The sequence below is a fragment of the Pseudovibrio sp. FO-BEG1 genome (assembly GCF_000236645.1).
Taxonomy (GTDB): domain Bacteria; phylum Pseudomonadota; class Alphaproteobacteria; order Rhizobiales; family Stappiaceae; genus Pseudovibrio.
Window position 1 is genome coordinate 2,274,862 of sequence record NC_016642.1, and the last position, 14,374, is coordinate 2,289,235.

Annotated in this window: 17 protein-coding genes and 1 pseudogene; 9 read left to right on the forward strand and 9 right to left on the reverse strand. The window is 54.2% G+C overall.

The window, feature by feature from the left end:
- Positions 1-58: 58 nt before the first annotated feature.
- Complete coding sequence (locus tag PSE_RS10430) at positions 59-379, reverse strand: DUF1330 domain-containing protein (protein WP_014284814.1); 321 nt, start codon at positions 377-379, stop codon at positions 59-61.
- A gap of 239 nt (positions 380-618) precedes the next feature.
- Here PSE_RS10430 and PSE_RS10435 point away from each other — a divergent pair, with 239 nt between their 5' ends.
- The 3 genes from PSE_RS10435 (at position 619) to PSE_RS10445 (ending at position 1,878) form a co-directional block, all read left to right on the forward strand.
- Positions 619-972 (forward strand): hypothetical protein, encoded by a 354-nt coding sequence (locus PSE_RS10435; RefSeq protein WP_208998142.1) that lies wholly within the window; start codon positions 619-621, stop codon positions 970-972.
- A gap of 55 nt (positions 973-1,027) precedes the next feature.
- The gene (locus PSE_RS10440) at positions 1,028-1,501 is read left to right on the forward strand and encodes a DUF411 domain-containing protein (protein ID WP_014284816.1); all 474 of its coding nucleotides are present in this window, start codon (positions 1,028-1,030) and stop codon (positions 1,499-1,501) included.
- A 149-nt stretch (positions 1,502-1,650) separates the two neighbouring features.
- Positions 1,651-1,878, forward strand: coding sequence for a hexameric tyrosine-coordinated heme protein (locus PSE_RS10445; protein ID WP_008549435.1), 228 nt, complete (start codon positions 1,651-1,653; stop codon positions 1,876-1,878).
- 59 nt (positions 1,879-1,937) lie between these two features.
- Here the strand turns inward: PSE_RS10445 and PSE_RS10450 are convergent, their stop codons facing one another.
- Together PSE_RS10450 and PSE_RS10460 are read right to left on the reverse strand one after the other, a co-directional pair.
- Positions 1,938-2,321, reverse strand: coding sequence for a VOC family protein (locus PSE_RS10450; RefSeq protein WP_014284818.1), 384 nt, complete (start codon positions 2,319-2,321; stop codon positions 1,938-1,940).
- Between the two features lie 513 nt (positions 2,322-2,834).
- The gene (locus PSE_RS10460; protein ID WP_014284819.1) at positions 2,835-3,383 is read right to left on the reverse strand and encodes a TetR/AcrR family transcriptional regulator; all 549 of its coding nucleotides are present in this window, start codon (positions 3,381-3,383) and stop codon (positions 2,835-2,837) included.
- A 150-nt stretch (positions 3,384-3,533) separates the two neighbouring features.
- Between PSE_RS10460 and PSE_RS10465 the strand changes: the two genes are divergently transcribed.
- The 3 genes and pseudogenes from PSE_RS10465 to PSE_RS10480 all read left to right on the forward strand — a co-directional run bounded on the left by PSE_RS10465 (position 3,534) and on the right by PSE_RS10480 (position 6,670).
- Positions 3,534-3,947, forward strand: coding sequence for a hypothetical protein (locus tag PSE_RS10465; protein ID WP_041768305.1), 414 nt, complete (start codon positions 3,534-3,536; stop codon positions 3,945-3,947).
- Positions 3,948-4,333: 386 nt separating this feature from the next.
- Positions 4,334-5,773 (forward strand): annotated as a pseudogene (locus tag PSE_RS10475) (amidohydrolase).
- Positions 5,774-5,833: 60 nt separating this feature from the next.
- On the forward strand, positions 5,834-6,670 hold the full coding sequence (locus PSE_RS10480; RefSeq protein WP_014284823.1) for a putative porin: 837 nt from the start codon (positions 5,834-5,836) through the stop codon (positions 6,668-6,670).
- 93 nt (positions 6,671-6,763) lie between these two features.
- Here the strand turns inward: PSE_RS10480 and PSE_RS10485 are convergent, their stop codons facing one another.
- The 4 genes from PSE_RS10485 to PSE_RS10500 all read right to left on the reverse strand — a co-directional run bounded on the left by PSE_RS10485 (position 6,764) and on the right by PSE_RS10500 (position 9,745).
- On the reverse strand, positions 6,764-7,678 hold the full coding sequence (locus PSE_RS10485; RefSeq protein WP_148266128.1) for an MBL fold metallo-hydrolase: 915 nt from the start codon (positions 7,676-7,678) through the stop codon (positions 6,764-6,766).
- 50 nt (positions 7,679-7,728) lie between these two features.
- Positions 7,729-8,499 carry an SDR family oxidoreductase gene (locus PSE_RS10490; protein ID WP_041768307.1) on the reverse strand — a complete coding sequence of 257 codons (771 nt, stop codon included), beginning with the start codon at positions 8,497-8,499 and terminating at the stop codon, positions 7,729-7,731.
- 156 nt (positions 8,500-8,655) lie between these two features.
- Entirely contained in the window at positions 8,656-9,057 is a 402-nt protein-coding gene (locus PSE_RS10495) for a nuclear transport factor 2 family protein (RefSeq protein ID WP_208998143.1), read from the reverse strand.
- 154 nt (positions 9,058-9,211) lie between these two features.
- Positions 9,212-9,745, reverse strand: a complete 534-nt coding sequence (locus PSE_RS10500) for a redoxin domain-containing protein (protein ID WP_041768308.1) — start codon at positions 9,743-9,745, stop codon at positions 9,212-9,214.
- 87 nt (positions 9,746-9,832) lie between these two features.
- Between PSE_RS10500 and PSE_RS10505 the strand changes: the two genes are divergently transcribed.
- Positions 9,833-10,423 carry a TetR/AcrR family transcriptional regulator gene (locus tag PSE_RS10505; protein ID WP_014284828.1) on the forward strand — a complete coding sequence of 197 codons (591 nt, stop codon included), beginning with the start codon at positions 9,833-9,835 and terminating at the stop codon, positions 10,421-10,423.
- 8 nt (positions 10,424-10,431) lie between these two features.
- Here PSE_RS10505 and PSE_RS10510 read toward each other — a convergent pair whose 3' ends face one another.
- Positions 10,432-11,235, reverse strand: a complete 804-nt coding sequence (locus tag PSE_RS10510) for a hypothetical protein (protein WP_014284829.1) — start codon at positions 11,233-11,235, stop codon at positions 10,432-10,434.
- Positions 11,236-11,497: 262 nt separating this feature from the next.
- Here PSE_RS10510 and PSE_RS10515 point away from each other — a divergent pair, with 262 nt between their 5' ends.
- Positions 11,498-12,865: a hypothetical protein gene (locus PSE_RS10515; protein ID WP_014284830.1), complete on the forward strand. Its 1,368-nt coding sequence runs from the start codon at positions 11,498-11,500 to the stop codon at positions 12,863-12,865.
- A 1-nt stretch (position 12,866) separates the two neighbouring features.
- On the opposite strand, the gene PSE_RS10520 is transcribed toward PSE_RS10515, so the two are convergent.
- On the reverse strand, positions 12,867-13,730 hold the full coding sequence (locus PSE_RS10520; protein ID WP_208998144.1) for a LysR family transcriptional regulator: 864 nt from the start codon (positions 13,728-13,730) through the stop codon (positions 12,867-12,869).
- Between the two features lie 128 nt (positions 13,731-13,858).
- Here PSE_RS10520 and PSE_RS10525 point away from each other — a divergent pair, with 128 nt between their 5' ends.
- The gene (locus PSE_RS10525) at positions 13,859-14,284 is read left to right on the forward strand and encodes a cupin domain-containing protein (RefSeq protein WP_014284832.1); all 426 of its coding nucleotides are present in this window, start codon (positions 13,859-13,861) and stop codon (positions 14,282-14,284) included.
- Positions 14,285-14,374 lie beyond the last annotated feature (90 nt).

Here is a 14,374-nt window from a genome sequence, read left to right on the forward strand (position 1 = left end):
CACGCATGATGGTGGGCGCTCTGCCGTGTCTTGGGGGTGGCAGAGCGCTGTCATCTTTCTAGATGCTGGATTCCACGGCGATCGTGAAGTTCGGCGGGATTACGTCCGTGCGGAGGTGTTTGATTTCCTGGTACTCAGGTGAGTTCCAGAATGTCATGAGGGCTTCCATGCTTGGGAAGCGGAAGAGCGTCAGCTGTGCGTTGGTGTTCCATACGCCTTCCAGATGCTCAAATGGCTGGTCCGGGCCACCAAAAACAATGCACTCGCCGCCTGCAGCTTCAATAAGCGGAACGGCTTTTTCACCGTAAGCATCAATTGAGCCATGGCCTTTCGGCATAAAGCTGCTGGCTACCATGTAGGCGGCTTTAGGTTCACTCATGTCATTTCTCCAGTCCTGTTCGGGGGAGGCAAAAGCGCTGAGTTGCGCCAGATTTGGGGGAACAGCCTCCACCCGCTTGTGATGAGATGACAACTGGGTACTTCCTCAAGTTAAGTTGGGGTCAAGCGCTTTTTCTGCGAAATGCACAAATTGGCTCAAAGTGTCGCAGCGTCTGCCTGCGACATCAGATTACAGCAGTTTAACTTGATCTTGCCGCAGTGTGTGCCTAGGGTGCGGGCATGTTTCGCGTATTGACCATTTTGCTGCTTGTGTTTGTAACGGCGCCCCATGCTTCCAGCATGCCGACGGCGCTGGCTGCACAGCAAACGGCGGATGCCCTGCAGATGGTGATGGTGCATGCGGAACAGTCTTCTCAGATGACCAATCAGGAAATGCCATGTTGCTGCTGTGAGGAAGATAGCGAAGCCACTGCCGCAGCTGTTGCCTGTATTGCCGCGATGGTTCTTGCGCCAGATGGTGCCGCACCTTCACCAGCGTACGCTGCCATGTCGATAGACGTGCCTGCGCAGAATGGGTTGCTGGCGGCGCACCAATCTTCCATAGACCGACCTCCGATCCAATGGGCTGCGTAAGCAGCACCCTTCTGTAACATCCTAAATTAAAAACAGAATCTGGATTGGATAGATAATGATCTCCAAAAAGAACCTGCTGGCTGGCGTTTTCGCAGCCGCTCTCACCACTGGTGCATTCTCCTTCGCGGCCCATGCAGAGGGCGACAAGGACCTGACCATCTACAAATCTCCTTACTGCGGATGCTGCTCCCAGTGGTCTGATGCGCTTGAGGATGCTGGCTTCAACGTCACGGTTCGCGATACGGAAGATCTGGACACCGTGAAGCGTCAGGTGGGCGTTCCGGAAAACATGCAGAGTTGCCACACAGCTGTGGTGGATGGCTATGTGATGGAAGGCCATGTGCCACTTGAAGCGGTTAAGCGCGTTCTGGCGGAACGCCCTGACATCAAGGGCCTGAGCGTACCGGGCATGCCAATGGGCTCTCTGGGCATGGGCGAGCCGGATGCGGACACCAACTACACCGTTTACACCCTGCCAAAAGCATCGGGCGGCCAGCCGACTGTTTATCAGCAGGTTTCCGGCAAATAACAGCACATTTGAGCGGGCAGGAGCGTTGTGCTTCTGCCTGTTTCACTGATTGATCCCCTCCAACAAATCCCAATGGAAATTGGGGAGATTGCGCTTGTCTCTGGCCTGACAGACTCTTCCAAAATCGCCAAATCACAAGGATGCGAATTATGGATGAGAACTGGCTCCCAACACTGCAAACCGCAACCCCGGAAGAGGGCTATGCTCTCGCCGTGAAACTGTCCCGTATGGCCATCAAATTCATGCAGCCGGACGCCGAAGTCCGCTCTGCCATGCGCCTCATGTACGAGTATGACTCTGAGGCCCTCATCGCCGCCTCGCAAACAGTCGCCGAACACTTCAGCACCATCGCAGCAGCCAACAACTACTGGAAATAAGCGCTGTCTGATGCCGGAAAACATCCCCGATGGCCCACCGCTTTCGGGGAGCGGCTGCGCTATGCGCCCACGAGAGCCGGAGACTTGAGCTCACACAGATTGCCGTCCGGGTCGGTGAAGGAAGCGATAGTGCCCCAATCGAAGACTTGTGCTTTCACATCGAGGCCTTTGGCGCGCAGAACGTTGATGGCCGCGTCGATATCATCCATGTTGAACCGCAGAACGCATGGATTCTGGCTGCGTGCCTTCTGCCCCTCACTGCCATGCCCGCCACGTTCCACCATCAGGTAGCCGCCAAACTGAAAGCTGACCAGCTCCTGCGCGCGTTCAATCACTGTGAGCCCCAGCGTACGCTTATAAAACGCCACGCAGGCCTCAAACCTCTCCGTAAACAAAATGATGCCATAGGCCTCGGTTAGCTGTGAAATGCCGGTGTCACTCATCTTCAAAATACCTTGCTCAAATGGAGTGCTGCGCTCGTGCAGCCTGGAAAAAGAGCCTTGATGCTAGGCAAGTAACCCGCATTGCGCAATGTGATGCTGGATGACTATTCCGATTCATGATCCTTCTTGGATTTTCTGAAAACAGTGTCTATCGGTCGACCCATTTTGGCAGACAATATGATGCGGACCGCTGTAAAAGGTGGAAGGAAAACACTCATAAAGTACAGTATGCTTTTGTATTTTGATGGGTCTGCTTCGCTTACAAAAAGATAATAGAATAACGCAGTTACTGCCCATAAAATAAGTTCTTCCCTATGGTACTTCCAGGACCCTTTCCAGTCGTATTTATCTACTTGCTTCATTCCGTCTCTCATCTTCAAAATTGCTTTGCTCAAATAAAACGCAACGCTCGTGCAGCATTAAAACATGGCAATCATGCTAGGCCAGTGATTGGTTCCCGGCAATATGGGCGTGAGCTGGCGGGCTTGGGAGAGGCCGCAGAGAAGCCCGCGCCTATTTGATTTTGTCGCCCACGAGCTTATCGAGATCTTCGAAGATTTCGTCCCACTGGTGCTCGGGCAGGGAGATTAGGCCGATGGACATGAGGGCCAGAAGTGCTTCGTTCAGCACGAAGAAGAACCGCTGATTTCGGCTGTCTTCTGCGTCTGTCTCAATAAAGCGCATGCGTTCGGCCAACCAGTCCTGAGAGAAACGGCGATACTCGGCGGAATCGCTCATCAGGATGAGCAGTGCTTTCGTGCGGTCGCTCTTTTCAAGGTGAACGTTTCTGGAGCCATGGAGAAAGGCTTTCAGTTCGCTGGTGCCTTCCGGCATTTCTTTGCGCGCCTTCTCAATGTACCAGTCGAAGTCTTTGCCCCAGCGCTCAAACAGGCCTTCCAGCAAGGCATCACGAGAGCCGAAGTTGGACTGGATGCCGCCTTTGGAAATCCCCGCCATCTCTGCAACGGAGCGAATGGAAAGCGCATGACCGCCGCGTTCTCGGATCACTTTTTCAGCCGCGTCAAGTAGTTGGTCTTTATCCAGTTTTTTATATCTAGCCACGTGTAACCATCGCTCAAACAGCCCAAACTTGATTTTGAGAGGATTATTAAGTACACATGTACTCATAAGCAGCTCTGCTGATTAGTATCAAGCGTGACCCTGGACAGCAAGGCTGCAACACATTCCCGAGAAATCCGCATAGGAAAGAACATGAATAAAATCGCGATATGCTTTCTGGGGTTGGCGTCCATCTCAAGCGTTCTTGGTATCGCTCTTGGCGGCATGGTGCTGGAAGGGGACTACGAGTTCATGCCTGTCCATGCTCATCTTCTGCTGTTGGGTTGGCTCAGCAATGGCATCTTTGGTTTGTACTACCGAACCTGCGGTGCCGTGCAGGCGAGATTGAGTGTCTGGGCGCACTTACTCCTGGCATTGGGAGCAACGGCGCTCATGCCAACCGGTCTGCTTCTGATCGATTCCGAAGACTACAACTGGGTTATCTGGTTTGGTGCCAGCTTTGCGTCCCTGTCTGCTGTGGCCTTCCTCTTCAACCTCATTCTTCTTGAGAAGGGTGACAAGCTGAACCATCAGGTGAAGCAGTATCTCCGTGCTGATCACGGATAAAACCTAGCCATCACAACAGGATAACAAATTCAAATCTTTGGTGTTTGTCGAAACATCACAAGACAACGCTTAAAATGCCACAATAGAGTACGGTCGTAATTAAAACTGACCAGACACCTTTGGGAGTCCGTCGTGGCAGGGAAAGCAAAAAGAAAATGGAGAACATGATAATGAACTCTCGAAAGGTAATCGCACCGCTTGCTTTGGCAACAGCGCTCAGCATCGGTACAGCTGGCAGCCTGCTTGCACAGGACGGCACAGCGCCAAGCCTGATCTTGTCTAACGGCCAGATCTACACCGCTTCGCCGGATAATCCGCATGCAGAGGCCGTGGCTATTCAGGACAACCGGATTGTGGCAGTCGGCTCGACAAAAGACATTCTGGCAATGGCCGGGCCAAACACTCAGCAGATTGATCTGAAGGGCAAGTTCGTGGTGCCGGGCCTGAATGACGCCCACTATCACTCCTTCTCCAACGCGCCGGTTGGTCACCAGATTGAGCTGCCATGGGAGCCAACCTGGGAGCAGGTGCTGGAAGCGGTTGAGAAAGCAACCAATGACGTGCCAGAGGGTACGTGGATCCTCGGTCTTGCTGGTGTTGATGTGATTGAGGACTTGAAGGCCGATCGCTTCTCGCTGGATAAAATCGCGCCAAATCATCCGGTTTATATCTCCACCTGGTTCAGCCATGGTGAGGTGATGAACACCAATGCCATGAACATCTTTGGCGTTGATGAAAACGCTCCGGACCCACTGGGCGGCTGGCATATTCGTGAAGCCGCTTCTGACAAGATCACCGGCAAGTTCCACGAGTACGTTCAGTGGCCGTAGCGCCGCAAACTGCTTGATCTGAACCTGTCTGATGAACAGATGATCCAGCTGCTGAAGGAGCAAACAGAGCAGCTGCTGAAATGGGGTGTAACCTCCATTCAGGATATGCCGATTGTGACACCTGAGCGTTACCTATGCCTGCTCAATGCCTCAGAAACGCCAATCCGCGTGCGCTACATGCGTATGCCGACCACTACGCCGGAAGCGCGTGACATCTCCGAGTCCGCAAATGTCGACAAGCACCCGTTTGGCAATGATCGCATCACCGCCAGCGGCACTAAGTGGTTTTTGGATGGTACGCCGATGGAGCGCGTTGCAGCCACTCGCAAAGACTATGCGGACAAGCCAGGTTGGAAAGGACGCATCTTCTTTGATGATGCTGAACAGCAGAAGATGCTGAGCAATCCTGAGGAATGGCGCGACCAACTGCTGCTTCATTGCCATGGCGACCGCTGTGCGGAAAACGTGATGGACAATATGGAAGCTGTCAGCAAAACCGGTTGGCCTGAAAAGCGCCTGCGCATTGAACATGGCGACGGCATTGTTGGTGACTTGATCCCACGCGCTGCCGAGCTGGGTATCATCGTTGTGCAGCAACCGCATCATCTGGTGCTCAAGGATATCTTCAACATCCGCTACGGCGAAGATACCGACTTCCTCAGACTGCGTTCTCTGATCGATGCTGGTATCCCGCTTGCTTTCGGCACGGAAGGTCTTGAAACCCCATATGCCGCGTTCCCTTACTCCATCAACCACCCGCTGGATCCGAATGAGTCCATCACACGGGCACAGGTGATTGATGCGTTCACCTCAGTCGCAGCGTTCGCTGAGATGGAAGAGGATGAAAAAGGGCAGATCAAGCCGGGTATGCTGGCGGATATTGCGGTTCTTTCTCAAAACCTTCTGGAGGCTCCGGCTGAGGAGTTGGAGAAAACAGAGAGCCTGCTCACTATCATCGACGGTGAAATTGTCTACGACGCTGGCAAACTCAACTAAACTTTCAATTGCGCTGCAGCTTTCTTCAGATAGGAGGCTGCAGTTTTTCGAGTTACTTCTATGAAAACCTATCTTTCTCTCGTGGCAGCTCTATTCGCAACTAGCACCCTGCCTGCCTCCGCTCAAAACCTTGAGACAAACCTCAATCTGGCTTTCACTGATACGCAGTTCTCCAAGAATGTATCGCCAGATTCCACCTCTTACCGTGTACAGGCCGGCGCGACGTACTATCTGACGCCGTTGGACTACGGGCAGGGGCCATACGCTCTTGCTGCCTTCTATGGCCGCAACTCAAGTGTCAGTGCCTCTTACAGTTTGGGCGAGTACAAGCCCAAAGGAGACGCGTTTGATCTGAATGCATTCACCTTGCGCGGAAATTACATCCATCAGGAAACAGGCTGGTTTGCTGATGCCAAATATTTGCAAACAGATCTGGACACCAGTTTTGATAGCAAAACCGTGCAGTATGGCGGTTCTGTCGGCAAATACTTTGCGCCGACGTCCATCGTATCTCTTAGCTTCATGCGCACTGAAGATGACATCAATGGTGACAGCTCGCGCTACACCCTCTCCAACTTCCACGCTCAGGAGATTGGGGAAGACCGGTTCTTTGATGCTGGGTTTGCTGTCAGTTATCTGGATCAGGAACGGGAAGATGACGGCTATCTGCTAGAGCTGGCCTCCACCTACTACCCCACCAAAAAGCTGGGCGTCGGATTACGTGGGGCTTATGCTCATGTGGGTGAAAAAGACGAGTTCACCTACGGCGCGACCTCCGAGTATTTCGTGAATGAAAACCTCGCGTTCAACGCCAGCTATACCCGTCTGGACAGCAAAGCAGATGGCTTCAGCATTGCGTCAAACGTCTTCCAGTTCGGCACAAAAGTACGCTTCTGAGTGAAAGCGTCCTGTCTCGCCCGCTGGCCTCCACTTGGGGAGCAGGGGCCAGCGGGTTGGTATGGCCTCAAAAGTGAGGCGCAAACTTTGCAATTAGCTTAGCGGTTTGAAGATGAAGCCATCGCCATCCTGAGTCACATGACCCATGCCGGGGTAGCTCAGGTGTGTGGCTGCCAGTGGAACGCCATCTGCTGCAAGGCGGGTGAGAAGCTCCTTTCGGGTTTTGGCGGCTTGCTGTGGATCGATGTCGAGGCCGTAAGTAATCTCGGGGTTCCTGAACTGCAAAACCTCCGAGATAATGGCATCGCCGATGATCCAGAGTTCCTTCCCGCCACCAGCAATGCGCAGACCGCTGTGTCCTGGTGTATGGCCGGGAAGCGGTACAAGTGTCAGGCCATCCCCTAGGTCTGTTTCACCCTGATAAGTCGTCACGCGATCTTTGATTGGGGCTGCGACCGCCTGGGCGACTTCGACGAGGGGTTTCATTTCATCCGGAACGCGTTCTGCCAGTGCGGGGTCTGTCCAGAATGTCCATTCAGCCTCTGCCATATGGATTTTTGCATTAGAGAACCCACCTGCATCTGGACCCAGTAATCCGCCAATATGGTCAGCATGCATGTGGGTGATGACGATGTCTGTGATTTCATCCTGCTTGATGCCCTGCGCGGCGAGCAGAGCGTCCAGCTTGCCGACATTCGGGTCTGTTTCAGCAAACACAACACCAGATCCCGTATCGACCAGTACCAGCCGTTTTCCTGTGCGGATCAACCACACATTGGCGCCAACAACCACCGGATCGCCCGCTGCTGCAAGGGTCTCAGCATTGGCATTTCCGAACCAGTTGTTGGGCAGGTTGAAGTAACCATCTGAGAAGGTGGAAAGCTCCAACCCACCAAGCTTCATGGTGGCGAGTTCACCTGCAAAACTGATTGGCGGCAGCATGGTGCTGGCAGCTGTGGCGGCCAAAGTCAGCATCACACTGCGGCGGGTCATTGTGTACGGGTTCATTTGGGTCTCCTGTTGGTTTCAAATTTTGATTGCAAGAATGGTGTCTGGGATCAGGAGGCGCGAGGCAGTCTGATCTGGTTCATGCCTCCATCCGCCTGCACATCAGCGCCGCGCATGAATGAGGATTCTGAAGAGGCAAGGAACACGGCGACGGCTGCCATTTCCTCTGGCTGCCCAACCCGCCCAGTAGGGAGCATGTTGCCGAAGGCCTCATTGGTGGCCTGCACCTGCTCATCTGTGAGCCCACCATTAGAAAGCGCTGGCGTATCAATAGGGCCGGGGCTGAGCACGTTGATGCGTGCACCAATCTCATAAAGATCCGGCGTTAGAGTACGGGCCAGAGAGCGGACTGCCGCTTTGGAGGCTGCATAGGCTGAGTAGCCCGCTGTGCCCATCTCACTGATGCAGGAGCCAACCAGAACTACAGAGGCCTCAGGTGCCAGAAGTGGCAGTGCGTACTGCACGGTGAAGAAGGCGCCTTTGAAGTTGACGTCAAACACCCGGTCCAGCTGTTCTGCGCCAGTTTCAATCAGTGGCGTAGCCGGGGCAACACCAGCATTGGCGAAGACAACATCAAGCCGACCGTAGACGTCTTTGACCTGTTCAAAGGCTTTACGCAGAGAGGGCAAATCGGCTACGTCACCGACAACGCCCATTGCATTTTTACCAATTTTGGCGACGGCCTGATCTACTTTCGCCTGCGTGCGGGCCAGAATGACGACGTTTGCGCCTTCAGCTGCGAAGGCTTTTGCGGTGGCTAGCCCAATTCCACTATTGCCTCCGGTGATGAAGGCAACCTTGTTAGCCAAACGATTGCTCATAAGAATTCTCCAGTGAGGTTCAGGGAGTATGCGACGCCACCAAAAGCGCATGCCTTTAGGCTCCGGCGCGACCAGAGTGCGGAGGAACCTCAACTCCGCCACGGGATGACTTAGGGGACGCCCCCTAAGTCGCTCATTGGAAGGGAAGGCGCGGTATCAGCTGTCCAGCGGTTGCATGAAGATGGCTTCGCGCAGAACTTGCCAGCGGCCGTCTTCGAAGCGCCATTCGATGTTGCAGAGCAGCTTCATTTCCTGATTGTTCATACCGCTGTGTTTACGGGTGAGAACGGACACGCCTGTGTCGCCGAGAATATGAAAATCATGCCACTCGGCCCACGTGTTCAGCTGGTGTTTGCCAGCATCCGCCTGCTTGCGGAAATGCTCGATAAACTCCTGCTTGTTGAAGGTGGTCACGGTGCTGTCCGGTGCAACAAGGGTGGTGTGGAAGTCATCGTGATAGATGCTCTGCAGCGCATCAATGTCGTAGTTGGTGGCGCGGTCGATCAGGTGGTCCATTGCAGCGCGGATTGCTTCCACTGTGTGCGTCGCCTTAGTCATTGCTTTGTCTTTCTTCGTGTTTTCGCGGTCATCAGGGTGAGATCAAGGGTTCTCAGCTCATGTGGTGGCTGAGTTGGATCGTCCTATGGGGCGTTGTGTTATGTGGGTTTTACGAGGTGCACGGTTACAGAAAACCGCTCAAAAAGCCTCAGATTTACTTAAACGTGCCGCGGATTGGATAGTTGTTCTCCGGGTTGCGGATGAACCCCAATCCACCAATCAGCGCCGTCAGATCTGGCCGAGTGAACGGCGCGTTGGAAATGTCCACGAGCTGCAGTTCCTGCTTGTCATTCACCACAAACAGACCGGGCTCGGCGAACGGGGAAGGCGCTTCCTGCGCAGACCGAGGCTGGGAGATGTAAAGGCCCAATTGCTGCATCTGCTCGATGCTCAGATCATACCCAACCGGGAACTCTAGCTGCACGTCAGCCAACTGGCGTTGTGCACGGTCCAGATTGTCTGCGGAAACCGCAAGCACTTCGATCTTCAGCTGGTGGAACTCACTCAGCATATCGTTGAGCTGCTTCAGATACCGGGTGCAAAGCGGGCAGTGGGCGCCGCGATACACCACAATCATTTGCCAGTCGAAGTCTGGTCCCGGCGTGCCGAGCGTCAGCTCACCACCCGCAACAGACTTGACGGACAGCTGCGGAAACACCTGTCCCGCGGCCAATGCTGTATGTTTCACAAAAGCCTCCTTGAGTTTTGTAATGAACGTTATTAAACTGGACTTCAAACAAGAGTCAATCGTTTTGTAATGGATGATACAAAATAAATGGGACGCCCAAGAAACTTCAATCGTGATGAAGCCCTGCAAGCCGCCATCAATGTGTTCTGGAAAAAAGGCTATGATGGAGCGTCCATGAAGGACCTCACCTCCGCCATGGGCATCAACAGCCCCAGCCTGTATTCGGTGTTCGGCGACAAGCATCAGCTCTATCTGGAGGCGATTGATCGCTACTCCAACGATGATGGCTGCGCACCTCTGGTGGCGTTTGAGAGTGAGCCGGATATCGAAAAGGCCGTGATCGCCTTTATGCGCTCCACCATCGATTACGCCAGCAACCACGAGAGCGGCAGCAAAGGCTGCTTCCTCGGCAACTGCGTTTCAACCACAGTGGGTCAGGTGGAAGGCACCACCGAGCGTCTTCAGGATGCCATCACCGGAGCGGATGAACGCCTTGCATCCCGGTTTGAGAAGGAAAAAGAGCGGGGCAACCTGCCCGCCGACTTCCCCTCCCTGGAACGCGCCCGCTTGATGCTCGACCTGCGCCAGGGCCAAGTCCTCCGCGCCCGCGCCGAACTGGATCAGGACACTACAGAGGCCGGACTGGCCTTCCGCGCGAAGATGATATTGGCGGTGTGAGGGGGGGGCTAAAGCGCTGCAGCGCGTTTCTTTGCTTGGTATCTCAGGTGCTTATCAAGAATACCGGGCAAGAAGATCATTGCGAGCACACAAAGTAGTGCTGATTGAATGAGCAAGCGGTACGGGGAGCCAAACTCGGCTTTCAGACCGGTTACTACTGCGAACAACTCAACACTGCCATGAACTGCGAGAAAAGAGCCCGCCAGTAGGATCAAAATAATCTTGGTTTTGTCTTTGATGAACTGAATATAGGCAATGTTTTGGAGGCGTGTGTCTTCTGGTTCACTAAACATCCAAAGTCGCGAAGAGAAGTAAAGAGCCCCGAAGAGAGATACTGTGGTGACAGCGATAGAAAGATACTCAGCAGGGCCTGTGAGATCTATCTGCAGTTTACCTGCGACAAACCCTAAGACAGCGAACAGCGCTTGCAGAGTGATATAGCAGAGAGAGAACTTCGCCACGAAACCGGCGAGAAAGATTGTACTGTTCTCAAGCATTCTGCAGTTTACTCTGGCGGCTGAAATGGCAACCAGATAATTGGGCAGCCGCTTTGCCCCCTTTTCAGTGATTTGCCAGCATCGAAAGGCACCGTTGGCTGTTAGCTCAGGTTCGACGTCAACCACCTTGGCCCACCCGCGCAGAGAAATCTCGCTCAGGAAACGATCTTTGGGAAAGCCCTTGGGAATGATCTGGCTCGCTGCCGGGTCCTCTATCATCGCACGCAAAGTTGCTTTGTCATGTCCGGACAAGGCTTCGTAGGAGGTGGGAGCGGCCTGATGTTTTTGCTCTGACCTGTTCAGTTCAATTTCCATGCTGTGTCTCTAAAACCGCCGAAAGCAGGTGATGAAAAAATCAGAGTTTTCGCTGATAAATGTTAGAGCGCACAGTTCTTTCGCGAAAGCTTCGGAAACTGAGGGTACGATTTTTGAAGTACTGCCTAATTGCATTTCAGGGGCTATGGTTGATAGCGGAATAAATATATATATTACAACACCTTACCGCATAACCGTGCCGTTACCGTTTTTGTGAAATTCTGCTGCTGATATACCTTTCTCTCCGGGCCAAAGAGTTCTTATGTTATCTGCAAAAAAGCCGTTCACGTTGCTGTTGTTTTTGTCTGTTTCTGCTTGTTCCAGTTATCAGTCAAAGCATGGGTTGTTTGATAGTCCCTCTCACAATCAGGCTGCAACCAATGAGGTTTCGTTAGAGCAAACGGGGCAGATGCCTGCTGCGTTTCGCAAGCTGGAGGAGCCGCCGAAATACTTCGCCGCTGCTGACCTTCTCTCCGTCCCTCTGGAAAGCGAGACCTACACCATCAGTGAGGACGCACCCAGCAATGGCCGGTTCGCGGTCTTTGCGATTAAAACCGAGGATGGTGCTTACACGGTGCAGGGCAGGCAGTTCATGGAGGATCATATCCACGAGCTGAACGCGCTGGCTGTTCTGCGTGAAAGAAACAAGGCAGTTGCCTTTGCCAAGAGTGCAGGCACTGCCGTTATCACGCCAATCAAGTCGGTCTACACAACGGTGACAGCCCCCGTCACCGCCGCCAAGAATGTGTATGGCAATGCCAAAGGCATGGTGAAATCGGTGCGCAAGGGCGTGGGCAAAGCGGCGACCTTTGTGAAAACACGCGGAAACATGCCGCAGGAAACGGCTGAGCGGGAAGAAGACGGCTTCATCAGCGGCTTCTTTGGCCGTCCGGATGCCATCCGCAAAATTGCCTTTGAAATGAAGGTGGACCCGTACACCCACTTCACCCCACTGCGGGATGAAATGACAGAGCTGGCCAACTATCACGCCGCTGGTCAGTTTGGCGTGGATCAGGGATTGGGCTTTGTGCCGGGCGTGGGCAGCATCATCATCAGCGGTCTGAAGACAGCAGATAGCCTGACGAAGAAGACGCTGCTGAAAGATCCGGAAGCGATGGCCGACATCAACCGGGAACGACTGGCGAAAGCAGGCATTGCCAAGGAAAGCACAGAACCGTTCTTGCTCAATGCGCACTTCACGCCAACGGAGAAAACCATCTTCACCGGCCTCGCCACAGAGGCGAAAGACCTTGAAGGTATTGATACTCTCATGAAGCACGCCTCTGGCGCGAAATCCCGCCCGCAAGCGTTTGCTGCGCTGATGCAGGTGGAGATGCTGGGCCGTCTGCATGAAAGCAGCAAGATCAAGAAGGTAGAAGTGCACCATGATGTGGTGGTGGCGTATCAGGCTGATAACACGGCGAACATCGTGCTGCCCTACGACTACCTGAGCTGGACCTCTTACAACGCCAAGACTATCTGGAAAGTGACCCGAAGCCTCGCGGCCAAGGATGTTAAGACCAGAGATGTCCGGTTTGTGCTGGCTGGCGACCTTTCCAAAAACAGCCGCAAAGCACTGGAAAGCCGCAGATGGGGCGTGAAGAGAAATCTGATCGCAGATCTGCTCTGACCTAAGCGGCTAGCGCCCCGCGCACAAATCCATCAAACGCGGTGATCCTTGGATTGCCGCGGTTGGAGGGATGGTAGAGCAGCCAGAGATCGGTCTGATAGATGGCAGGCTGCTCACCGACATTTCGCAGGCCATCCAGAAGCGTTGGTATGTCGGGCAAGATGCCGACGCCCAGACCACTGCGGATGCCCCCGGCAAGCATCGCCATGCTGTCATAGCGAAGCATGCTGGCCGGTGAGGGCACCTTTTCACGAAACCACTCGGTGGCCGGATGCGCCTGTAAGCTGTCACCGGGGATCAGCCATGTCAGCTCCTGAAAGTCCGGCAATCCATCTCCCAAAGTATCCAGATAGTGCGGCGCAGCCACCAGCTTGTAATCGATGGTGCCCAGCCTCATACCGATCATATCTTCCGGCGGTTGGCTGGTGGGGCGCAGGGCCACATCATAGCGGCGCTCGCTCAGGTTCTCGAAATTGTTGGTGACGTTGAACTCCAGCTGCAGGTTGGGGTGGGCCTCACGAAATGCTGCAAGGTGAGGGTGGATCACGCTTTGCAGCAGCAGGTCCGTGGTCGTCACCCGCAGCGGGCCAGAAAGCCCGGTGTCTTCACCGCCCAGCAAAGCGTCAGCTGCAGAAAGGCCTGCGTGGATCTGCTCGGCCTGTTCACACAGCGCCAGACCCAACGGCAGTGGCTTGAAACCGGCGCGGGAGCGGGTGAACAGCGGCTCACCCACCTTGGCCTCAATGCGCTTGATACCGCGAAACACAGAGGACGTGTCCTTGCCAAGCGCGAGAGCTGCGTTCTCCAGCGTTCGTTCGCGTGTCAGGTGCATAATCACCAGAAGATCGTCTGCGCTCAGTTTCATATGCATGTCCGCCCTTGTTCGCTGCAACTATGCATATTTCGCAGGATCAGGGCAATCGCTAGTCTCTGTCTCACATCAAAAGCGCATCGCTTTACGCTCATAAAAACAGAGAGTTACGAGGAATTTCCATGTTCAAGACAGCCCTGAAGGCCATTAGCGCCGCCGCCCTTATCGCCCTATCCACCGCCGCGTTTGCTGGGGGAGATGAAGACCACATGACCCAGCTGAAAGACATTGAGTGGACTCAGTTTGGCAACACACCACTGCACCTTTCCGTGCTGTGGGGCGACCGCGAGACTGGCCCATACGGTATGTATCTGAAGATCCCAGGTGGTTTCCACGTGGTTGAGCACGGCCACACCAACACCTATTATGCGGTCACCATTCAGGGCCAGTGGGAACACACCCGCGCTGGCAAGAAAGAAGTGCTGCCGGTTGGCTCCTTCGTGATGCAGCCGGGTGAAGAGTTCCACGACGATGCCTGCGTCGGCCCAAAAGACTGCATTCTGTTGGTCGTCCAAAACGGCAAAGGCGACGTCCTGCTGCCGCAGTAAGGCGGTCAGCTAAGCAAATGCTTGAGTTTCCGAAGAGAAATGGGGCCATTACGGCTCCATTTTTTTGCGCTTGGGGGAGGTGCGCAGCGC